Source organism: Klebsiella sp. BDA134-6 (assembly GCF_015601345.1).
Classification (GTDB): Bacteria; Pseudomonadota; Gammaproteobacteria; order Enterobacterales; family Enterobacteriaceae; genus Klebsiella; species Klebsiella grimontii.
Map to the genome: position 1 here is coordinate 2,024,449 of NZ_CP064784.1, position 22,558 is coordinate 2,047,006.

Consider the following 22,558-nt stretch of genomic DNA (forward strand, 5'->3'; position numbering starts at 1 on the left):
TATGAGTGAATTTTCCCAGACAGTCCCCGAACTGGTTGCCTGGGCCAGGAAAAATGATTTTTCTATTTCGCTACCGGTCGACAGACTCTCTTTTCTGCTGGCGATCGCCACGCTGAACGGCGAGCGGATGGAAGGGGAAATGACCGAGGGAGAACTGGTGGACGCGTTCCGCCACGTGAGTGATGCGTTTGAGCAGACCAGCGAAACCATCAGCCAGCGCGCCAATAATGCCATAAACGATATGGTGCGCCAGCGTCTGCTGAACCGCTTTACCAGCGAAATCACCGAGGGTAATGCTATTTATCGCCTGACGCCGCTGGGCATCGGGATCACCGACTACTATATTCGCCAGCGCGAGTTCTCCACCCTGCGCCTGTCGATGCAGCTCTCCATCGTTGCCGGCGAACTCAAGCGCGCCGCCGATTCGGCAGAAGAGGGCGGCGATGAATTCCACTGGCATCGCAACGTTTTCGCCCCGCTGAAGTACTCGGTAGCGGAAATTTTTGACAGCATCGACCTGACTCAGCGGATCATGGATGAGCAGCAGCAGATGGTGAAAGATGATATTGCTCAACTGCTGAACAAGGACTGGCGGGCGGCGATCTCCAGCTGTGAGCTGTTGTTGTCGGAAACGTCCGGTACCCTGCGCGAACTGCAGGATACCCTGGACGCGGCGGGCGATAAGCTGCAGGCAAACCTGCTGCGTATCCAGGACTCGACCATAGCGCGCGACGATCTGAATTTTATCGATCGTCTGGTGTTCGATCTGCAAAGCAAGCTGGACCGCATCGTCAGCTGGGGCCAGCAGGCGATTGACCTGTGGATCGGCTACGATCGCCACGTGCATAAATTTATCCGCACCGCCATCGATATGGATAAAAACCGCGTCTTCGCGCAGCGTCTGCGTCAGTCGGTGCAAACCTACTTCGACGCTCCATGGGCGCTCACCCATGCGAATGCCGATCGTCTGCTTGATATGCGCGATGAAGAGATGGCGCTGCATGATGAAGAGGTTACCGGGGAACTTCCGGCGGATTTGGAGTACGAAGAGTTTAATGAAATTCGCGAACAGCTGGCGGCGCTGATTGAAGGACAGCTGGTGGTCTATAAAGAGAAGGGACTACCGCTGGATCTTGGCCTGGTCGTTCGCGAATATCTGTCGCAATATCCGCGCGCACGCCACTTTGATGTCGCGCGCATTGTGGTCGACCAGGCGGTACGTTTGGGCGTAGCGCAAGCAGATTTCACCGGACTGCCGGCAAAATGGCAGCCGATTAATGATTACGGAGCCAAGGTACAGGCGCATGTCATCGACAAATATTGAACAAGTGATGCCGGTTAAACTGGCGCAAGCGTTGGCTAATCCGTTATTTCCGGCGCTGGATAGCGCCCTGCGCGCGGGCCGCCATATCGGTCTCGACGAGCTGGATAATCACGCATTTTTAATGGATTTTCAGGATTACCTGGAAGAATTTTATGCTCGCTACAACGTCGAGCTGATTCGCGCCCCGGAAGGATTTTTCTATCTGCGTCCGCGGTCGACCACGCTGATCCCGCGCTCGGTGCTCTCCGAGCTGGATATGATGGTGGGTAAAATTCTCTGCTATCTCTACCTCAGCCCGGAGCGCCTGGCGAATGAAGGCATCTTCACCCAGCAAGAGCTTTACGACGAGCTGCTGACCCTGGCGGACGAAGCCAAGCTGCTGAAGCTGGTCAATAACCGTTCGACCGGCTCCGACCTTGACCGCCAGAAGTTGCAGGAAAAAATGCGCGCTTCGCTCAACCGCCTGCGCCGCCTTGGCATGGTGTGGTTTATGGGCCACGACAGCAGCAAATTCCGCATTACCGAATCGGTGTTTCGCTTTGGTGCCGACGTGCGCGCCGGTGACGATCCGCGCGAAGCCCAACTGCGTATGATCCGCGACGGTGAAGCGATGGCGCTGGAAAATCGCCTGCAGCTCAATGATGAGAATGAAGAGAATCAGCCGGATAGCGGGGAGGAAGAGTAATGATTGAACGCGGTAAATTTCGCTCGCTAACGCTGGTTAACTGGAACGGTTTTTTTGCCCGGACTTTTGATCTTGATGAATTAGTGACCACGCTTTCCGGTGGTAACGGGGCCGGTAAATCCACGACCATGGCCGCCTTCGTCACCGCACTGATCCCAGACCTGACGCTGCTGCACTTCCGTAACACCACGGAAGCAGGTGCCACCAGCGGCTCGCGCGATAAAGGCCTGCACGGTAAGCTGCGCGCTGGCGTCTGCTACTCGGTGCTGGACGTGATCAACTCCCGCCACCAGCGCGTGGTGGTCGGCGTTCGCCTACAGCAGGTGGCCGGTCGCGATCGTAAAGTCGATATCAAGCCGTTTGCGATCCAGGGCCTGCCAACCTCCATCCAGCCAACCCAGCTGCTGACCGAGACCCTTAACGAGCGCCAGGCGCGCGTGGTGACGCTCAACGAGCTGAAAGATAAGCTCGAAGCGATGGAAGGGGTGCAGTTCAAGCAGTTTAACTCTATTACCGAATATCACTCGCTGATGTTCGACCTCGGCGTGGTGGCCCGTCGCCTGCGTTCGGCTTCGGACCGTAGCAAATACTATCGCCTGATCGAAGCCTCGCTGTACGGCGGTATTTCGAGCACCATCACCCGCTCGCTGCGCGACTACCTGTTGCCGGAAAACAGCGGCGTGCGTAAGGCCTTCCAGGATATGGAAGCGGCGCTGCGTGAAAACCGCATGACGCTGGAAGCCATCCGCGTGACGCAGTCGGACCGCGATCTCTTCAAGCATCTGATCAGCGAAGCCACCAACTACGTTGCCGCCGACTATATGCGTCACGCCAATGAACGACGCATTCATCTCGACAAGGCGCTGGAATATCGCCGGGATCTGTTCACCTCCCGCGCTCAGCTCGCGGCGGAACAGTATAAGCACGTCGATATGGCCCGCGAACTGCAGGAACATAACGGCGCGGAAGGCGATCTGGAAGCCGATTACCAGGCCGCCAGCGACCACCTGAACCTGGTACAGACCGCGCTGCGCCAGCAGGAAAAAATCGAGCGCTATGAAGCGGATCTTGATGAACTGCAGATTCGCCTCGAAGAGCAAAATGAAGTCGTCGCGGAAGCGGTTGACCTACAGGAAGAGAACGAAGCCCGCGCCGAAGCCGCCGAGCTGGAAGTGGATGAGCTGAAAAACCAGCTTGCCGACTATCAGCAGGCGCTGGATGTGCAGCAGACTCGCGCGATTCAGTACACCCAAGCGCTGCAGGCACTGGAGCGGGCAAAAGCCCTCTGCCATCTGCCGGATTTAACGCCGGAAAGCGCCGACGAGTGGCTGGAAACGTTCCAGGCGAAAGAGCAGGAAGCGACGGAAAAAATGCTGTCGCTGGAACAGAAAATGAGCGTGGCGCAAACCGCGCACAGCCAGTTTGAGCAGGCATACCAGTTGGTGGCTGAGATCAACGGCCCGCTGGCGCGTAATGAAGCCTGGAACGTGGCGCGCGAACTGCTGCGCGAGGGCGTTAATCAACGCCATCAGGCTGAACAGGCTCACGGACTCCGCAGCCGCCTGACCGAGCTCGAACAGCGCCTGCGTGAACAGCAGGAGGCCGAACGCCAGCTCAATGAGTTCTGTAAGCGGCAGGGCAAACGCTACGATATCGACGAGCTGGAAGCCCTGCACCAGGAACTGGAAGCCCGCATCGCGTCGCTTTCCGATAGCGTCTCCTCCGCCAGCGAACGGCGGATGACCCTACGCCAGGAGCTGGAACAGCTGCAGTCGCGGACGCAAACGCTGATGCGTCGCGCGCCCATCTGGCTGGCGGCGCAGAACAGCCTTAACCAGCTGTGCGAGCAGAGCGGCGAGCAGTTTGAGTCCAGCCAGGAAGTCACCGAATATCTCCAGCAGCTGCTGGAGCGTGAACGCGAAGCTATCGTAGAGCGCGATGAAGTCGGCGCCCGCAAGCGCGCTATCGATGATGAAATTGAGCGTCTTAGCCAGCCGGGCGGTGCGGAAGATCAGCGCCTGAACGCGCTGGCGGAACGTTTTGGCGGCGTACTGTTGTCGGAAATCTACGATGACGTGAGTCTCGATGATGCGCCGTATTATTCTGCGCTCTACGGTCCTTCCCGCCACGCCATTGTGGTACCGGATCTGTCGCTGATTGCCGATCAGCTGGAAGGTCTCGAAGATTGCCCTGAAGATCTCTACCTGATCGAAGGCGATCCGCAGTCGTTTGATGACAGCGTATTCAGCGTCGATGAGCTGGAAAAGGCGGTGGTTGTCAAGATTGCCGATCGCCAGTGGCGCTATTCACGTTTCCCAACGCTGCCGCTGTTTGGTCGTGCCGCCCGCGAAAGCCGCGTTGAAACGCTGCACGCCGAGCGCGAAAGTTTGTCCGAGCGCTTTGCGACGCTGTCGTTTGATGTTCAGAAAACTCAGCGCCTCCACCAGGCCTTCAGCCGCTTTATCGGTAACCATCTGGCGGTGGCCTTTGAGGACGACCCGGAAGAAGAAATCCGCAAACTGAATACGCGTCGCGGCGAACTGGAGCGGGCGCTAACCGCCCATGAGAGCGATAACCAGCAGAACCGGGCGCAGTATGAGCAGGCTAAAGAGGGCGTATCCGCACTCAATCGCCTGCTGCCGCGTCTGAATCTGCTGGCCGATGACTCGCTGGCCGATCGCGTGGATGAGATCCAGGAACGCCTTGACGAAGCTCAGGAAGCCGCTCGCTTCGTGCAGCAGCATGGGAATCAACTGGCAAAGCTGGAGCCGATCGTTTCCGTTCTTCAAAGCGACCCGGAGCAGTTTGAACAGCTGAAAGAAGATTACGCATATTCGCAGCAGACCCAGCGCGACGCGCGTCAGCAGGCGTTTGCGCTGACCGAAGTGGTGCAGCGTCGCGCCCACTTTAGCTACTCTGATTCCGCAGAGATGCTTAGCGGTAATAGCGATCTGAATGAGAAACTGCGCCATCGCCTGGAGCAGGCGGAAGCGGAACGCGCCCGTACCCGCGACGCGCTGCGTACCCACGCCGCGCAGCTTAATCAGTACCATCAGGTGCTGGCATCGCTGAAAAGCTCGTATGACACCAAAAAAGAGCTGCTCAACGACCTGCATAAAGAGCTTAAGGATATTGGCGTACGCGCCGATGCCGGAGCCGAAGAGCGCGCCCGCCTGCGCCGCGATGAGCTCCACGCTCAGCTCAGCAATAACCGTGCGCGCCGCAATCAGCTCGAAAAAGCATTGACCTTCTGCGAAGCGGAAATGGATAACCTGACCCGCAGGCTCCGCAAGCTGGAGCGCGATTACTGCGAAATGCGCGAACAGGTGGTCAGCGCCAAAGCGGGCTGGTGCGCGGTCATGCGCCTGGTAAAAGACAACGGCGTGGAGCGTCGCCTGCATCGTCGCGAGCTGGCTTACCTGTCTGCAGATGAGCTGCGCTCAATGTCGGATAAGGCGCTTGGCGCGCTTCGTCTGGCGGTCTCGGATAACGAACATCTGCGCGATGTGCTGCGTATTTCTGAAGATCCGAAACGCCCGGAGCGTAAAATCCAGTTCTTTGTCGCCGTTTATCAGCATCTGCGCGAGCGTATTCGCCAGGATATCATTCGCACCGACGATCCGGTGGAAGCGATTGAGCAGATGGAGATCGAACTTAGCCGTCTGACGGAAGAGCTGACCAACCGCGAGCAGAAGCTGGCCATCAGCTCCCGCAGCGTGGCCAATATTATCCGCAAGACTATCCAGCGCGAGCAAAACCGTATTCGCATGCTCAACCAGGGGCTGCAGAGCGTCTCCTTCGGCCAGGTTAACAGCGTGCGTCTAAACGTCAACGTGCGGGAAACCCACTCGATGCTGCTGGACGTGCTGTCTGAACAGCATGAACAGCATCAGGATCTGTTCAACAGCAATCGTCTGACCTTCTCGGAAGCGCTGGCAAAGCTGTATCAGCGCCTGAATCCACAAATTGATATGGGGCAGCGTACGCCGCAGACCATCGGTGAAGAGCTGCTGGACTACCGCAACTATCTGGAGATGGAAGTGGAAGTTAACCGTGGTTCCGACGGCTGGCTGCGCGCGGAATCCGGTGCGCTATCGACCGGTGAGGCTATCGGTACCGGGATGTCGATTCTGGTAATGGTGGTACAGAGCTGGGAAGATGAATCCATGCGTCTTCGCGGTAAGGACATTTCGCCGTGTCGTCTGCTGTTCCTTGATGAAGCGGCGCGTCTGGATGCCCGCTCTATTGCGACGCTGTTCGAGCTCTGCGATCGTCTGGAAATGCAGTTAATTATCGCGGCGCCGGAAAATATCAGTCCGGAAAAAGGCACCACCTATAAACTTGTGCGTAAAGTCGTGAATAACCACGAGCACGTACACGTGGTGGGACTGCGTGGCTTTGCGCCGCAGCTTCCCGAAACGCTGCCGGGAACGGCAAACGCTTCGTAAGAGGGGCGCTAAGTAGCCAAAGGGCGACACGATGTCGCCCTTTTTGTTATCCGTTACTGTATTTTAGGATTGTATAATCTTTTAACTTCTTTACATTTGGGAAGGCAAAAGCGTTTTCGTCTTCATATACTGAAAGTAAGCCCCAATTTAGCGGGCAGCAATGTGTTAACAGGGGGCAAGGGATGTTGCTAAAGAAACGGTATGGTCGTCAATTGTCTGCGCTCAGTTTGAGCCTGGCTTTTGCATTTGCTCCACTGTTCAATGTCCAGGCCGAAGAGCCTGAAGTTGTACCATCGGATAGCGCTGCAACCATCAGCGAGCTCTCTTCCGCGTTGAGCCAAAGCGCGAACCAATCTGCGACGGTCGCCAAAATGGTCGGCGAGCAGGCGCTTCCTGCCGAGGCGGCGGCAAAAAGCCGTGCCGATATTCAGGCGGTGCTGCCGTCCGGTTATCAACCCGTATTTATGAATCCGCTGGTATCGCTGTATGCGGCCAGGGATATGAAACCGATGTGGGATAACCGCGAGGCAGTGCAGGCGTTTCAACAGCAGCTGGCTGAAGTGGCTATCGCCGGGTTCCAGCCGCAGTTCACCACCTGGGTTGAGCTGTTGACCGACCCGGCAGTGAATGGTCTGGCGCGGGATGTTGTTCTTTCTGACGCCATGATGGGCTATCTGCATTTTATTAGCGGTATTCCGACTCAGGGCAACCGCTGGCTGTACGGCACAAAACCGTATGCGATGTCGACGCCGCCTCTGTCGGTCATTAACCAGTGGCAGGTGGCGCTGGATAACGGTTCGCTGCCGCAGTTTATTGCCGGGCTCGCCCCGCAGCATCCGCAGTATGCCGCAATGCATCAGGCGCTATTAGCGCAGGTTGCCGATTCCCGTCCATGGCCGCAGCTTACCAGCAAGACGTCGCTGCGCCCGGGCGAATGGAGCAATGATGCCGGCGCGCTGCGCGAAATTTTACAGCGCACCGGTATGCTGGATGAATCGGCAAAGATTGCTTTGCCGGGCGATGAGGCAGTGAGCCCATCTGCCGGGAAAAAGGCCAAAAGTAGCGGCCGCGGCGTTTACGATCGCCAGTTAGTCGAGGGCGTTAAGCGCTTCCAGGCCTGGCAGGGACTGGGCGCTGACGGCGTGATTGGTCAGGCGACCCGCGACTGGCTCAACGTTTCTCCCGCGCAGCGTGCCGGCGTACTGGCATTGAATATTCAGCGTTTGCGACTGCTGCCGGGTAATCTGGCGACCGGCATCATGGTGAATATTCCCGCCTTTTCGCTGGTCTATTACCAGGACGGCAGTCAGGTGCTGGCATCACGGGTTATCGTTGGTCGTCCGGACCGCAAAACGCCGATGATGAGCAGCGCTCTGAACAATGTCGTGGTCAACCCACCGTGGAACGTGCCGCCGACGCTGGCGAGAAACGATATTCTACCTAAGGTGCGCAATAACCCTGGCTACCTTGAGCAGCACGGTTATACGATGATGCGCGGCTGGAATAGCAAAGAGACAATCGATCCTTATCAGGTCGATTGGGAAACGATAACCGCGTCGAATCTGCCGTTCCGCTTCCAGCAGGCTCCCGGGGCGCGCAATTCGCTGGGGCGCTATAAATTCAATATGCCAAGCTCGGACGCGATCTATTTGCACGATACGCCAAATCACAATCTGTTCCAGAAGGACGGGCGCGCGTTGAGCTCCGGATGCGTACGCGTCAATAAAGCCTCTGAACTGGCGAATATGCTGCTGCAAGATGCTGGCTGGAATGACGCGCGTATTTCAGATGCGCTTAAACAGGGCAACACCCGCTACGTTAATATTCGCCAGAATATCCCGGTTAATCTCTATTATTTGACTGCGTTTGTCGGCGCTGATGGACGTACACAATATCGAACAGATATTTACAATTACGATCTCACCGCGCGATCCAGCGCACAAATTCTACCTAAAGCTGAACAATTAATCAGATAAATGAAGTAGTTCAACGGATTTGGCTGTCCTACCTGTGTGTGAAAACGGGCCTTGCACGCTGCAAGGCCCGAGTTTACTGGGGTTAGGCTACCTTGACGTTGGCAATAATGCCCGGTAAGGTGCCTTTCGTGCGCCAGAAGTGCATATACATATAATCCTGCAAAGGCGCTGTGGCAGTAAGCAGCCCATTCTCTATAGCTGATATTTATTAGCCGTAGGGGGGAGCGCGCTGGCGGCCAACGGGCGGATTGCGGGAAAAGTATATTACGATTCATTTACCTGTAGACCTGATTATCATGGACAAATTTGACGCTAATCGCCGCAAACTGCTGGCGTTAGGTGGAGCCGCGCTCGGTGCTGCTGCCATTCTGCCTGCGCCGGCATTTGCCACCCTCTCGACCCCCCGACCGCGTATTTTGACGCTGAACAACCTGCATACTGGTGAATCACTCAAGGCGGAGTTTTTCGATGGCAGAGGCTATATTCAGGATGAATTAGCAAGACTTAATCATTTTTTCCGTGACTATCGCGCGAATAAGATTAAATCCATCGATCCCGGTTTGTTCGATCAACTCTATCGTTTGCAGGGATTACTTGGCACCAACAAGCCTGTCCAGCTTATTTCCGGTTATCGTTCTGTTGATACCAATAATGAGCTTCGTGCCCGCAGCCGAGGGGTAGCGAAACACAGCTACCACACTAAAGGCCAGGCTATGGATTTCCATATTGAAGGCATTTCGTTAAGCAATGTTCGCAAAGCGGCGTTATCTATGCGCACAGGTGGTGTAGGATACTACCCACGTAGCAACTTTGTGCATATTGATACCGGGCCGGTACGGCACTGGTAACGAAAGGAGCCTCATGAACTATCGTATTATTCCGGTTACCGCGTTCGCGCAGAACTGTTCTTTAATCTGGTGCGAACAAACCAAACTGGCGGCGCTGGTCGATCCCGGCGGTGATGCTGAGCGAATCAAACAGGAAGTCGCGGCGGCAGGTGTTAGCCTGATGCAGATTCTGCTCACGCACGGTCATCTCGATCACGTTGGTGCGGCGGCAGAGCTGGCACAACATTATGGCGTGCCGATTATTGGGCCGGAAAAAGAAGATGAGTTCTGGCTGGAAGGATTACCGGCACAGAGCCGGATGTTCGGTCTGGAAAATTGCCAGCCGCTGCAGCCGGATCGCTGGCTGAACGAAGGCGATACGGTCAGCGTGGGGAATATTTCCCTGCAGGTGCTGCACTGCCCAGGCCATACGCCGGGGCACGTGGTCTTCTTCGATCCTGCTTGCCGATTGTTGATTTCTGGCGATGTGATTTTTAAAGGCGGAGTAGGGCGTAGCGACTTCCCTCGCGGCGACCATAATCAACTGATCGATGCGATTAAACGCAAGCTGTTGCCGCTGGGCGATGACGTGTCGTTTATTCCGGGTCATGGACCGATGTCGACCCTTGGCTATGAGCGTCTGCATAACCCTTTCCTGCAGGATGAAATGCCGGTCTGGTGACCGGAGTCAGAATGTAAAAAAGGCCGCAAATGCGGCCTTTTGTTTGCCCTGCGCTGAGGTTACAGCACGGCGACAATCGCTTCGCACAGCGGCGCCATGTTGTCAGGCGTCATACCGGCGACGTTTATACGTCCGGACGCCACCGCGTAAATCCCGAACTCTTCACGCAGACGCAGCACCTGATCTTTTGTCAGACCGCTGAACGAGAACATCCCGTTTTGCTGAATGATGAAAGAGAAATCGCGGCTGGCGCCTTTTTCCTGCAGAGTATTAACGAACAGCAGGCGCATACGCTGGATGCGTTGACGCATGTCGGTCAACTCTTGTTCCCAGATAGCGCGCAGCGCGTCATTGCTGAGAATCGTCGCCACTACCGAGGCGCCGTGAGCCGGCGGGTTAGAGTAGTTAGCGCGAATGACGGACTTCATCTGGCTGAACGCGCGGTCTACCGTTTCCTGGTCCGCGGCAACCAGCGTGCAGGCGCCTACGCGCTCGTTGTACAGGCCAAAGTTCTTCGAGTAGGAGCTGGAAACCAGCAGCTCTTTATGCAGCGCAGCAAAAGCGCGCAGGCCTTCCGCGTCTTCTTCCAGACCGCGGGCAAAGCCCTGATAAGCGAAGTCAAACAGCGGCAGCCAGCCTTTTTCTACCGACAGCTGCGCCAGCTGTTGCCACTGCTCAAGCGTCGGATCGATACCGGTAGGGTTGTGGCAGCAACCGTGGAACAGTACCACGTCGCCGGCCTGGGCTTCGTTCAGGCTGGCCAGAAGACCGTCGAAGTCGAGTTTGTGGTTAGCGGCGTCGTAATAGGTATATTCGCGTACTTCCAGGCCGGCTGAATTGAATACACTTTTATGGTTCGGCCAGGATGGGTTGCTCACCCAAATACGTTTTGTATCGGTGTTCTTCGCCAGGAAATCGGCAGCGACGCGCAGGCCGCCTGTACCGCCCGGCGTTTGAGCGGTGCGGGCGCGTTTATCATTGATAATTGCGCTTCCTTTCCCAAACAGAAGCTCCTGGGTGCAGCGGCCAAATTCGGGGATACCATCAATGCTCAGGTAATTCTTAGTGGTTTCATTTTCCAGCAGATACTGCTCTGCTTTTTTCACGCTAGTCAGGACCGGTGTTTTACCCGTTTCATCTTTATAAACACCAATTCCAAGATTAATTTTTGTTGGGCGGTCATCGGCACGAAATAGATCGGCCAGGCCCAGAATTGGGTCGGCAGGGGCGGCGGTAATGTTCTCAAACATGACGAGGTTCCATTGTGATTACTGAAGGGAAATCCGCTATCAGGTTAACGGGAGTTATGTTAATTGCCAACCGTTTGCGACAAAAAGCGAGAAGGTTTTTGAAAGTTACGATCTTCCTCTCAGGAACGCAGAAAAGCAGGACCGAAGTCCTGCTTTTTAGGCATATCACGAAGGGGTGTACTGCAAATTAGAACTGGTAAACGATACCAACCGCTGCCTGATCGTCGGTCGCGACTTTCGCAGCACGGGTGTAGTCGTTGTCGTCCAGCTGGTTGAATTTATACGCAGCGTAGACGTTCATGTTTTTGTTGAAGTAGTACCAGGTACCCACTTCGACGTATTTAACCAGGTCAGCATCGCCGCCTGAGAAGCCAGCGCGAGAGCGCAGGTCTTTACCTTTAGTCTGTACGTAGCCGATGGACGGACGCAGACCGAAGTCGAACTGATACTGAACGACGGCTTCGAAGTTCTGAGTTTTGTTGGCGAAGTAGTTGCCTTCGTTTTCCGGCGTCATGTTGTAGGTCTGAGAGTACATGACCGCAGCGTAGACGTTATTCGCGTCATATTTAGCGGAGGTTGCCCATGCTTCAGCTTTTTCGCCCTGACGGTCAGCTTTCTGATCGCCGCTGCGGTTGGAGTTAGCATAGCCTGCAGACAGCGCAACGCCGTTGTCAAACGCGTAGGTTGCCGCGGTGCTGAAGCCGTCGCCGTTTTGTTTCTTAACATCACGACTAGAAGCGTCATTTTTACCCTGGTACTGCAGCGCGAAGCTCAGACCGTCAACCAGACCGAAGAAGTCAGAGTTACGATAGGTGGCTACGCCGTTGGTACGGCCGGTCATGAAGTTGTCGGTGTAGTTCCAACCGTCGCCGCCCCATTCAACCAGCATATCGGTTGCCGCTTCGACGTCGTAGATGGCGCCATAGTTACGACCGTAGTCGAATGAACCATATTCACCGGCTTTTAAGCCTGCGAAAGCCAGACGAGTTTTGGTGGTCTGTTTACCTTCAACATTGGACGCATCCATGTTGTATTCCCACTGACCGTAGCCGATCAGCTGATCGTTGATCTGGGTTTCGCCTTTCAGGCCGATACGGGCGTAAGTGGTATCATCGCTGCTGGTGTCGCCGTTGGTGGTCCAAACGTGCTCGCCAACCATTTTCCCGTAGAAGTCCAGTTTGTTGCCGTTCTTGTTATAGATTTCTGCAGCGTTAGCTGCACCGGCTACCAGCAGGGCAGGAATTACCGCTGCCAGAATTTTGCGCTTCATCATTATTTATTACCCTCATTTATATTTTTTTATGAACACTTGCCACTGCCGCCAATAAGTTTCGTCAATAAAAATTTACGGAACTATTGATGATAGTTTGGTGTCTGGAGGCATCTTTCCATTCAGAACAACGTTTCGCTAGCCTGAAAATGCTACCAATATCGCATATGAGTAACAAAAGGAAATTCTATGTAACTAAATGTGTATTTTTGGGAACTTTGTGAACTCAATCAACATTCCGGTCCCGTTTGCTGACAAAATCGCCTTTCTTTATATATCTATATGAATTAATTATGAATAATTTAGATAAGAGAGGGTTTGTGCATTTTGCATCAGCATTTTGCTTTATTTTTATTCAAATCTTGTCGTTGCAAGTTGTGCTGCGCGTGGTTAAAAAACGAGCAATATAATCAGCGTGTTTGCCAGTTTATGAACAAAAGGTGCGGTTTTAATTAGCGCTCACTAATGAAATAGTGCGTAACATAATTGTGAATCATGTTGGTTGATGTTTAAGTTTCCTGATATTCATTAACGTAAATTGACATAAAAAAAGGCCAGCTTGCGCTGGCCTTTGACAAAAATTGCAGAAAAAAATCAGAATGTCGCGTTACGCGGAGTCCGCGGGAACGGAATGACGTCACGAACGTTCTGCACGCCGGTCACGTAAGCGATCAGACGTTCAAAGCCCAGACCGAAACCAGAGTGCGGCACGGTGCCGTAACGGCGCAGGTCGCGATACCACCAGTAGTCTTCTTTATTAAGACCCATTTCCGCCATACGCGCGTCAAGCACGTCCAGGCGTTCTTCACGCTGGGAGCCGCCGATGATTTCACCGATGCCCGGTGCCAGCACGTCCATAGCAGCGACGGTTTTACCGTCTTCGTTAAGGCGCATATAGAACGCCTTAATATCTTTCGGATAGTTTTTCACGACAACCGGCGCTTTAAAGTGCTCTTCCGCCAGATAGCGTTCGTGCTCGGAGGAGAGATCCACGCCCCAGTAGACCGGGTTTTCGAACTGCTTACCGCAATTTTCCAGAATAGTGACCGCGTCGGTGTAATCAACCTGGGCAAAATCAGCGGAAACAAAACGCTGCAGGCGGTCGATGGCGTCTTTATCAACCCGTTCGGCAAAGAACTGCATGTCATCCGCGCGCTCTTCGAGAACGGCTTTGAAAACGTACTTCAGCATCGCTTCTGCCAGACCTGCCACATCGTTCAGGTTAGCAAAGGCGACTTCCGGCTCCAGCATCCAGAACTCCGCAAGATGGCGGCTGGTGTTGGAGTTTTCCGCGCGGAAGGTCGGGCCAAAGGTGTAGATTTTAGACAGCGCGCAGGCGTAGGTTTCGCCGTTCAACTGGCCAGAAACGGTCAGGAACGACTCTTTGCCGAAGAAGTCTTTATCGAAATCGACTTTGCCCTGGTCGTTGCGCGGCAGGTTTTCCAGATCCAGCGTTGAAACGCGGAACATCTCGCCGGCGCCTTCAGTATCGGAAGCGGTAATCAGCGGAGTAGAAACCCAGAAGAAGCCCTGCTCGTCGAAGAAACGGTGCAGCGCCTGCGCCAGCGTATGGCGAACGCGCGCCACCGCGCCAATCAGGTTGGTGCGCGGGCGCAGGTGGGCAACTTCACGCAGATACTCAATGCTGTGACGTTTAGCCGCCATCGGATAAGTATCCGGATCTTCAACCCAGCCGCTGACTTCAACATGGCTAGCCTGGATTTCAAAGCTCTGGCCCTGTCCCTGAGACGCCACGACTTTGCCGGTTACCACGACCGAACAGCCGGTGGTCAGGCGCAGGACTTCCTGATTGTAATTGGGAAGAGAATTACTAATAACGGCCTGTACAGGATCAAAGCAGGAACCGTCATAGACGGCGAGGAAAGAAAAGCCAGCTTTAGAATCTCGGCGGGTACGCACCCATCCGCGCACGGTGACTTCGCTGTCAACGGCAACGCGGCCCTGGAGTACGTCGGCTACAGGCACAACGCTCATAATAGTCTCTCTTGTTAGTCCAATAGAAAAATCTGTATTCCCCTTCAGCAGGGGGATATCTATGTTACCTGTCATCTTCCATCAGACAAGTAGATTTCGCACAAGAAAGGGGGCTTTTAGGAAATAAATAAGGAGATCGCCTTCTTTGCTGTGTGAGAGCCTGATATTAAGAGGGATTCGTTCATCGCGATTATCCCATGCGGGGCGAACGGGATTCTTAACGCTTGATAACGTCTCGGGGTGATAAGCGGAGGCGAATAAAAATGCGCCCGTTTTGGCGGACGCATTTTGTCTTTATATGACCTAGCTGGCTTTTTTAACCGGGGGGAGATCGAAGGCTTTGCGCAGAGCGCGAACGAACGCTTTGTCGTGGCAAATCGTTTTACCCGGGCTGTCAGAAAGTTTGGCGACAGGCTTACCGTTGCACTCCACCAGCTTGATAACAATATTCAGCGGCTTCACCTGAGGAATATCGCAGGTTAAACGCGTACCGATACCGAAGCTCAGGTTCACCCGCGAGGAGAAGTGGCGATAGAGATCGACCGCTTTTGTCAGGTCGAGATTATCGGAAAATACCAGCACTTTGCTCAGCGGGTCGATGCCCAGCTTTTTGTAGTGGGCGATAGCCTTCTCGCCCCATTCCACCGGGTCGCCGGAGTCGTGGCGCAGCCCCTGATAGCGGGTCGCAAACTCCGGTCCGAAATCGCGCAGAAAAGCGTCCATCGTAATGCAGTCGGTCAGGGCAATCCCCAGCCGATCCGGGTACTCTTCCAGCCAGGCCGCGAGGGCGGCGCGTTGGCTGCTTGCCAGGTTCGGGCTGATCTGCTGATGCGCCTGGAACCATTCGTGCGCCTGAGTTCCCATCGGCGTCAGATTCAGACGACGTGCCAGATCGTAATTGCTGGTGCCGGTGAACCAGGGTTCCTGCTGAAGACGCTCAACAATGGCCTGCTGCACCTCGCGGGAGAAGCGGCGGCGGGTACCGAAATCCATCAGGCGGAAGCCCGACATATCGATATCAGCCGTGAGGCGGTTAAAGTCAGTCAGCTTATGCTCAAGGGTATTCAGCGCGAGATCGACGCTGACTTCCGGCGAGCGATAATGATGCACCAGCTCGCTTATCACCGCCAGCAGCGGAACTTCCCACATAATAACTTCAAGCCAGGGCCCGGAAAGGCGGATATTCAGCTTGCCGTTGTCATTGATGACGGTAACCTGGCGCGGGTCGTAGCGGAAGCCGCGTAGCCATTCGAGATAGTCTGGCGCAAAGAAGGGCAGGCTCGACAACCAGTGATATTCATCGTCCTGTAGCCTCAGGTCGCGCATCGTCTCAACCTGCTCGCGAATCGCATCGGCGTAGATGCCGAGCAAATCATCCCCACGGCAGCGGAACTCCGCCGCAACCTGTACATCATTGTAGCGGTGGAAGACAGCCTGCTGCATGTGCAGCTTATAGGCATCCGTATCAAGCAACGAGTGCAGTACAGGAGAAGTGAATTGGGTCATGGTGCGCAGTAGCATCCTCTCACTGGAGCGTTTCCATCAAAACCAAAGCGGTAAAAAGGAGGCGGAGTATACCTGTAATACCCGACTCTGTCCCGCGGCGACGGCTGATGGCGACGCAGACGGTCATTTGCGAGGCCTAGTTTAATATATTGAACACGCATCACACCACAAGGTTTGCGCCTGGTCGAGCGCATTTCGTGCCTCTTGTGTTATCAAAATGTAGCAATTTTTATGTTTAGCATTGAAAAGATGAAGATTCTGCATAGCGAGATTTGCGCAACAGGAATAGACTGAGTCGACACTTTACAGGACACGCTAAAGGTTTTTTATGACACAACAGCCCCAAGCCAAATACCGCCACGACTATCGTGCGCCGGAGTATCTGATTAGCGATATCGATTTGACCTTTGACCTGGATGCCGCGAAAACCGTAGTGACGGCTGAGAGCAAGGTCTCCCGCCAGGCGGCTACGTCTGATGTGCCATTGCGTCTGGATGGCGAAGACCTGACGCTGGTCTCTCTTCAGGTTAACGGCCAACCGTGGAGCGACTACAAAGAAGAAAATAACCAACTGGTCATTAGCGGTTTACCGGAACATTTCACCCTGACCATCGTCAACGAAATTAGCCCCGCGGCGAATACCGCGCTGGAAGGACTGTATCAGTCCGGCGAAGCGCTGTGTACCCAGTGCGAAGCGGAAGGCTTCCGCCATATTACCTGGTATCTGGACCGCCCGGACGTTCTGGCGCGCTTCACCACCAAAATCATCGCCGATAAAGCAAAATACCCGTTCCTGCTCTCCAACGGTAACCGCCTGGCCCAGGGCGAGCTGGAAAACGGCCGCCACTGGATCCAGTGGCAGGATCCGTTCCCGAAACCGTGCTACCTGTTTGCGCTGGTGGCCGGCGATTTCGACGTCCTGCGTGATACCTTTAAAACACGTTCGGGGCGTGAAGTCGCGCTGGAGCTGTACGTTGACCGCGGCAACCTTGACCGCGCGCCATGGGCGATGACCTCGCTACAAAATTCAATGAAGTGGGACGAAACCCGCTTTGGTCTCGAGTACGACCTCGACATTTATATGATTGTCGCCGTCGACTTCTTCAATATGGGCGCCATGGAGAACAAAGGGCTTAACGTCTTTAACTCCAAATACGTACTGGCGCGTACCGATACCGCGACCGATAAAGACTATCTGGATATCGAACGCGTCATTGGTCACGAATATTTCCATAACTGGACCGGCAACCGCGTTACCTGCCGCGACTGGTTCCAGCTTAGCCTGAAAGAGGGCCTGACCGTTTTCCGCGATCAGGAGTTCAGCTCCGACCTCGGCTCACGCGCGGTCAACCGCATCAATAACGTACGCACCATGCGCGGCCTGCAGTTCGCCGAAGACGCCAGCCCGATGGCGCATCCGATTCGCCCGGACAGCGTGATTGAGATGAACAACTTCTACACCCTGACGGTGTATGAGAAGGGCGCGGAAGTGATCCGCATGCTGCATACTCTGCTGGGCGAAGAGAATTTCCAGAAAGGAATGCAGCTCTATTTTGAACGCCACGACGGTAGCGCCGCGACCTGTGATGATTTTGTCCAGGCGATGGAAGACGCTTCCAACGTCGATTTGTCCCATTTCCGCCGCTGGTATAGCCAGTCCGGTACGCCGATTGTCACCGTTCATGACGACTACAATCCGGAAACGGAGCAGTACACCCTGACCATCAGCCAGCGCACGCCGCCGACGTCAGAACAGGCGGAGAAGCTGCCGCTGCATATCCCGTTCGATATCGAGCTGTACGATAACGAAGGCAAAGTGATCCCTCTGCAGAAGGGCGGCCATCCGGTGCATCACGTACTGAACGTGACCCAGGCGGAGCAGACTTTTGTTTTCGATAACGTCTACTTCCAGCCGGTACCGGCGCTGCTTTGCGAGTTTTCCGCGCCGGTGAAGCTGGAGTATAAATGGAGCGATCAGCAGCTGACCTTCCTGATGCGTCACGCGCGGAATGATTTCTCCCGCTGGGACGCGGCGCAGAGCCTGCTGGCGACCTATATCAAACTCAACGTCAACCGTCACCAGCAAGGGCAGCCGCTGTCGCTGCCGATCCACGTCGCCGATGCGTTCCGTGCGATTCTGCTGGATGAGAAGATCGATCCGGCGCTGGCGGCGGAGATCCTGACCCTGCCTTCGGCAAATGAAATGGCGGAGCTGTTTGCGATTATCGATCCGATCGCCATCGCCGCGGTGCGCGAAGCGCTTACCCGCACGCTGGCGAAAGAGCTGGCGGACGAGTTCCTGGCGGTTTACCACGCCAACAAGCTCGACAGCTACCGCGTTGAGCATGCCGATATCGGCAAGCGTTCTCTGCGTAACACCTGCCTGCGCTATCTGGCGTTTGGCGATGCCGGACTGGCGGATAAACTGGTTAGCGCGCAGTATCATCATGCGGACAATATGACCGACGCGCTGGCGGCGCTGGCGGCGGCCGTAGCGGCTCAGCTACCGTGCCGTGATGCGCTGATGCAGGAGTATGACGACAAATGGCACCAGGACGGACTGGTCATGGATAAATGGTTTATCCTGCAGTCCACCAGCCCGGCGGATAACGTCCTGGAGACGGTTCGCGGCTTGTTGAATCATCGCTCGTTCAGCATGGGTAACCCGAACCGCGTCCGTTCCCTGATCGGTGCCTTTGCCGGCAGCAACCCGGCGGCGTTCCACGCTGAAGACGGTAGCGGCTATCAGTTCCTGGTCGAGATGCTGACTGAACTGAACAGCCGCAACCCGCAGGTTGCTTCGCGTCTCATTGAACCGCTGATCCGCCTGAAGCGCTACGACGAGAAGCGTCAGGCGCTGATGCGCGGGGCGCTGGAGCAACTGAAGGGGCTGGAGAATCTTTCCGGGGATCTGTTCGAGAAAATCAGTAAAGCGCTGGCGTAACAGTGACGTGATTTCCGGCCAGGGCGCAGCTGCGCTGTGGCCGGATGTTATAAAAACGACGACGGTTCAGCCGTGTCTCGCTAAGCGCGGCGCAGACTCGTTCTTGCCGCGCTGCATTACCCGATTCAAAACTTCCGCTTCCAGTTCGCCCAGCTTCGGCGAACCCGTGCGCCGCGGACGTGGAATGTCCACCAGCAGATCCAGCCCTATCTTCCCCTCTTCAATCAGCAAGACGCGATCGGCCATCGCCACCGCCTCGCTGACGTCGTGAGTGACCAACAGGACGGTAAATCCATGTTCCTGCCACAGCGAGACAATCAGATCCTGCATCTCCAGGCGGGTGAGCGCGTCCAGCGCGCCCAGCGGTTCATCAAGCAGCAATAATCCGGGGCGATGAATTAACGCGCGAGCCAGCGCCACGCGCTGCTTTTGCCCGCCGGAAAGCGCCGCGGGCCATTCACCGGCGCGGTCTTCAAGGCCGACGCTTGCCAGCGCCCTGAGCGCGGCCTCGCGCCACTGACCTTTCAGCCCGAGGCCGACATTATCGATCACCGTTTTCCACGGCAGCAGGCGGGAATCCTGAAACATCATCCGGGTATCATCCTGGATTTGCGCCAGCGGCGTCGAACCCGCCAGCAGCTGTCCGGCATTGGGTTTTTCCAGCCCGGCAAGCAGACGCAGCAGGGTGCTTTTACCGCCGCCGCTGCGCCCGACCACCGCGACGAATTGCCCGGTGGGAATATGAAGCTCGAGTTCATTCAGAATCGTCTTGCTGCCGTAACGCTTGCTTACGCCGTTAAGCAGCAGTGGGATCCCCGGATTAAGACGCGCGGTGGTCATGCGTTGGCCTCCTGAAGGTGATAGGCCGGATTCCAGCGTAGCCAGACGCGTTCAAGCAGCTGGGCGCTGAAGTCGGCCAGTTTGCCGAGAATAGCGTAAAGAATAATGGCGACGACCACGACATCGGTCTGCAGAAATTCGCGGGCGTTCATCGCCAGGTAGCCGATACCGGCGTTAGCCGAGATGGTCTCGGCCACGATTAGCGTTAACCACATCAGGCCGAGCGCAAAACGGATGCCGACCATAATTGAGGGCAGGGCGCCGGGCAGGATCACATGGCGGAACAGAGCAAAACCCGATAAGCCGTAGCTACGAGCCATCTCGACCAGTCCCCGGTCAATGTTTCGAATACCGTGCCAGGTGTTGATATAAATCGGGAACATGGTTCCCAGCGCCACGAGGAAGATTTTGGCGCTCTCATCGATGCCGAACCATAAAATCACCAGCGGAATCAGCGCGAGGTGCGGCACGTTGCGCAGCATCTGAATGGAGGTATCCAGCAGGCGTTCGCCCCAGCGCGACAGGCCGCTAATCAGCCCGAGAACCAGGCCAATAGAACCGCCGATGCTGAAACCAATAAGCGCCCGCCATGAGCTGATAGCCAGATGCTGCCAAAGCTCGCCGCTGGCGGAGAGCGTCCAGAAGGCTTTTAGCACTCCTTCCGGCGACGGTAAAATACGAGTCGATAGCCAACCGACGGAGGAGGCGAATTGCCAGACGATCACGCTGCCGACCGGCAAAAGCCAGGGGGCTACGCGGATCAGGAATTTTTGCGAAAGCGTCGCCATAGAGTGTTCCTTTATTCTTGACCGTTTTGCCTGGATACGGGCATCAACGCGGGATTTTTAAACATGCGCAACCTGCTGTAAATTTTTCAGCGCCGGCGCGCGGCTGCTGGGACGATGCAGCGCTTGCCAGAAGGTTTCCAGCGCCTGGTCGAGGCGACCCTGCAGATTCGGGGTAAATTGCGGTTTATGCTGATAATCCGTGACCTGACTATCATCAGCAAAAACGCCGTGCAGGATCTCCTGAGCTTTCAGCGCGTTGAGTACCGGTTTTAAGGCGTAATCCACCGCCAGCATATGGGCGATGGTTCCGCCAGTAGCCAGCGGCAGAACGATTTTTCCCTCCAGCGCGCGCTCCGGCAGCAGGTCCAGAAGCGTCTTTAACGCACCAGAAAAAGAGGCTTTATAGACGGGGGTCGCGATGATCAGCCCATCGGCGCCGGCAAGCTGTTCATTCAGCGCATGGAGGGCGGGGTTATCAAAGCGAGCGTAGAGCAGGTCTTCCGGGGCAAAATTCTGCAGGTGCCAGTGGCAGACTTCAATATCCGCCGCGGAGAGCGTCTCTCTGGCATATTCCAGAAGCGCGCTGGAGCGGGAAGGGTAACGCGGGCTGCCCGCAAGTGTGATGACTCGCATACTCACTCCTTATAACTAAATATTCGCATTTATCTATAATTGATAACATTTAGCTGCAGTGTGACAGAGCGCTTTTATTTCCCTAAATGATTTATCCGGCGTTGGATTGTCAGAAAGTGCATAACGAGTGGGAGAAAGGTAAACGTTTGCGTCGGAGATGAGATTTTTTGTCGTAGGTCAATTCCCTTTCAGGGGTGGATCGCACATAATACGCCCCCGGTTTGCACACCGGGAATCCAGGAGAGTTCATGTACTACCCCTTCGTTCGTAAAGCCCTTTTTCAGCTCGATCCTGAGCGCGCTCATGAAGTCACTTTTCAACAATTACGCCGTGTTTCGGGTACCCCGCTGGAAATGTTGGTTCGCCAGAAGGTGCCGACAAAACCGGTGACCTGTATGGGGCTCACATTTAAGAATCCGCTGGGCCTGGCCGCCGGGCTGGATAAAAATGGCGAGTGCATTGATGCGCTCGGCGCGATGGGTTTTGGTTCCATTGAAATTGGCACCGTGACCCCACGCCCGCAGCCGGGCAACGATAAGCCAAGGATCTTCCGCCTGGTCGATGCTGAAGGGTTGATCAACCGCATGGGCTTTAATAACCACGGTGTTGATAACCTCGTTGAGAACGTAAAAAAGGCGCATTTTGACGGCATTCTGGGGATTAATATCGGCAAGAATAAAGATACCCCGGTAGAACAAGGTAAAGATGATTATCTGATTTGTATGGAAAAAATCTATGCTTATGCCGGCTATATCGCCATTAATATCTCTTCGCCGAATACCCCAGGCTTGCGTACTTTACAATACGGAGACGCGTTGGATGATTTGCTCTCTGGTATTAAAAATAAGCAACGTGAGCTACAAGAGAAGCACCAGAAATATGTTCCTGTGGCCGTAAAGATCGCACCGGATCTTTCCGTCGAAGAATTGATCCAGGTGGCGGACAGTTTAGTCCGGCATAATATAGATGGCGTGATTGCCACCAATACGACTTTGGATCGATCGCTGGTACAGGGGATGAAACATTGTGATGAAACCGGTGGGCTTAGCGGACGTCCTTTGCAGCTAAAGAGTACGGAAATTATCCGTATGCTGTCTGCGGAATTAAATGGCCGTCTGCCCATTATCGGAGTCGGCGGTATTGACTCGGTGATTGCCGCCCGGGAAAAGATAGCCGCCGGAGCGACGCTGGTGCAGATTTATTCCGGATTTATTTTTAAAGGTCCGCCGCTGATTAAAGAAATTGTTACCCATATCTAATCTTTTCCCCTTCTGATACTTCACCAGGGCTTTATTTATAGCCCTGGTTGTTTTATATTCCTTCATTGTTGCTTATTTAAACATTTTAGTCTTTTCTTAATTTTGGAAATATTCTGTAGCAGTTTACCTGT

General features: G+C 55.0%; 15 protein-coding genes. 8 read left to right on the forward strand and 7 right to left on the reverse strand.

Annotation, left to right across the window (positions count from 1 at the left end; genetic code table 11):
• Position 1: 1 nt before the first annotated feature.
• The 6 genes from mukF to IYV58_RS09290 all read left to right on the forward strand — a co-directional run bounded on the left by mukF (position 2) and on the right by IYV58_RS09290 (position 9,942).
• On the forward strand, positions 2–1,324 hold the full coding sequence (mukF, locus tag IYV58_RS09265; RefSeq protein ID WP_004130959.1) for a chromosome partition protein MukF: 1,323 nt from the start codon (positions 2–4) through the stop codon (positions 1,322–1,324).
• A complete protein-coding gene (mukE, locus tag IYV58_RS09270; RefSeq protein WP_004100725.1) occupies positions 1,305–2,009 on the forward strand; it encodes a chromosome partition protein MukE in 705 nt (234 codons plus the stop codon). The genes mukF and mukE overlap by 20 nt, the downstream gene beginning before the upstream one ends.
• Positions 2,009–6,457: a chromosome partition protein MukB gene (gene mukB, locus IYV58_RS09275; protein WP_087830109.1), complete on the forward strand. Its 4,449-nt coding sequence runs from the start codon at positions 2,009–2,011 to the stop codon at positions 6,455–6,457. The genes mukE and mukB overlap by 1 nt, the downstream gene beginning before the upstream one ends.
• Positions 6,458–6,639: 182 nt before the next feature.
• Positions 6,640–8,433: a L,D-transpeptidase gene (gene ldtD / locus IYV58_RS09280; protein ID WP_123828299.1), complete on the forward strand. Its 1,794-nt coding sequence runs from the start codon at positions 6,640–6,642 to the stop codon at positions 8,431–8,433.
• A gap of 296 nt (positions 8,434–8,729) precedes the next feature.
• Positions 8,730–9,281, forward strand: coding sequence for a YcbK family protein (locus IYV58_RS09285; protein ID WP_004130967.1), 552 nt, complete (start codon positions 8,730–8,732; stop codon positions 9,279–9,281).
• Positions 9,282–9,294: 13 nt separating this feature from the next.
• A complete protein-coding gene (locus IYV58_RS09290) occupies positions 9,295–9,942 on the forward strand; it encodes an MBL fold metallo-hydrolase (protein ID WP_004130969.1) in 648 nt (215 codons plus the stop codon).
• A 59-nt stretch (positions 9,943–10,001) separates the two neighbouring features.
• Here IYV58_RS09290 and IYV58_RS09295 read toward each other — a convergent pair whose 3' ends face one another.
• The 4 genes from IYV58_RS09295 to pncB all read right to left on the reverse strand — a co-directional run bounded on the left by IYV58_RS09295 (position 10,002) and on the right by pncB (position 15,963).
• Positions 10,002–11,192 (reverse strand): amino acid aminotransferase, encoded by a 1,191-nt coding sequence (locus tag IYV58_RS09295; RefSeq protein WP_004130971.1) that lies wholly within the window; start codon positions 11,190–11,192, stop codon positions 10,002–10,004.
• Positions 11,193–11,379: 187 nt separating this feature from the next.
• Entirely contained in the window at positions 11,380–12,465 is a 1,086-nt protein-coding gene (locus IYV58_RS09300) for a porin (RefSeq protein ID WP_004130973.1), read from the reverse strand.
• 591 nt (positions 12,466–13,056) lie between these two features.
• Complete coding sequence (asnS, locus tag IYV58_RS09305) at positions 13,057–14,457, reverse strand: asparagine--tRNA ligase (RefSeq protein ID WP_004130975.1); 1,401 nt, start codon at positions 14,455–14,457, stop codon at positions 13,057–13,059.
• A gap of 303 nt (positions 14,458–14,760) precedes the next feature.
• On the reverse strand, positions 14,761–15,963 hold the full coding sequence (gene pncB / locus IYV58_RS09310) for a nicotinate phosphoribosyltransferase (protein ID WP_004130976.1): 1,203 nt from the start codon (positions 15,961–15,963) through the stop codon (positions 14,761–14,763).
• 328 nt (positions 15,964–16,291) lie between these two features.
• Here pncB and pepN point away from each other — a divergent pair, with 328 nt between their 5' ends.
• Complete coding sequence (gene pepN, locus IYV58_RS09315) at positions 16,292–18,907, forward strand: aminopeptidase N (RefSeq protein WP_004130986.1); 2,616 nt, start codon at positions 16,292–16,294, stop codon at positions 18,905–18,907.
• Positions 18,908–18,973: 66 nt separating this feature from the next.
• On the opposite strand, the gene ssuB is transcribed toward pepN, so the two are convergent.
• The 3 genes from ssuB to ssuE are packed head-to-tail and all read right to left on the reverse strand — an operon-like array spanning position 18,974 to position 21,168.
• Positions 18,974–19,747: an aliphatic sulfonates ABC transporter ATP-binding protein gene (gene ssuB, locus IYV58_RS09320; protein ID WP_004130988.1), complete on the reverse strand. Its 774-nt coding sequence runs from the start codon at positions 19,745–19,747 to the stop codon at positions 18,974–18,976.
• On the reverse strand, positions 19,744–20,535 hold the full coding sequence (ssuC, locus tag IYV58_RS09325) for an aliphatic sulfonate ABC transporter permease SsuC (protein WP_004130990.1): 792 nt from the start codon (positions 20,533–20,535) through the stop codon (positions 19,744–19,746). Before ssuC ends, ssuB begins: the two co-directional genes overlap by 4 nt.
• Positions 20,536–20,592: 57 nt before the next feature.
• Entirely contained in the window at positions 20,593–21,168 is a 576-nt protein-coding gene (gene ssuE / locus IYV58_RS09330; RefSeq protein ID WP_004130992.1) for an NADPH-dependent FMN reductase, read from the reverse strand.
• A 248-nt stretch (positions 21,169–21,416) separates the two neighbouring features.
• On the opposite strand from ssuE, the gene pyrD reads away from it, so the two are divergent.
• Entirely contained in the window at positions 21,417–22,427 is a 1,011-nt protein-coding gene (pyrD, locus tag IYV58_RS09335; protein ID WP_004130996.1) for a quinone-dependent dihydroorotate dehydrogenase, read from the forward strand.
• The last annotated feature ends 131 nt before the right edge of the window (positions 22,428–22,558 follow it).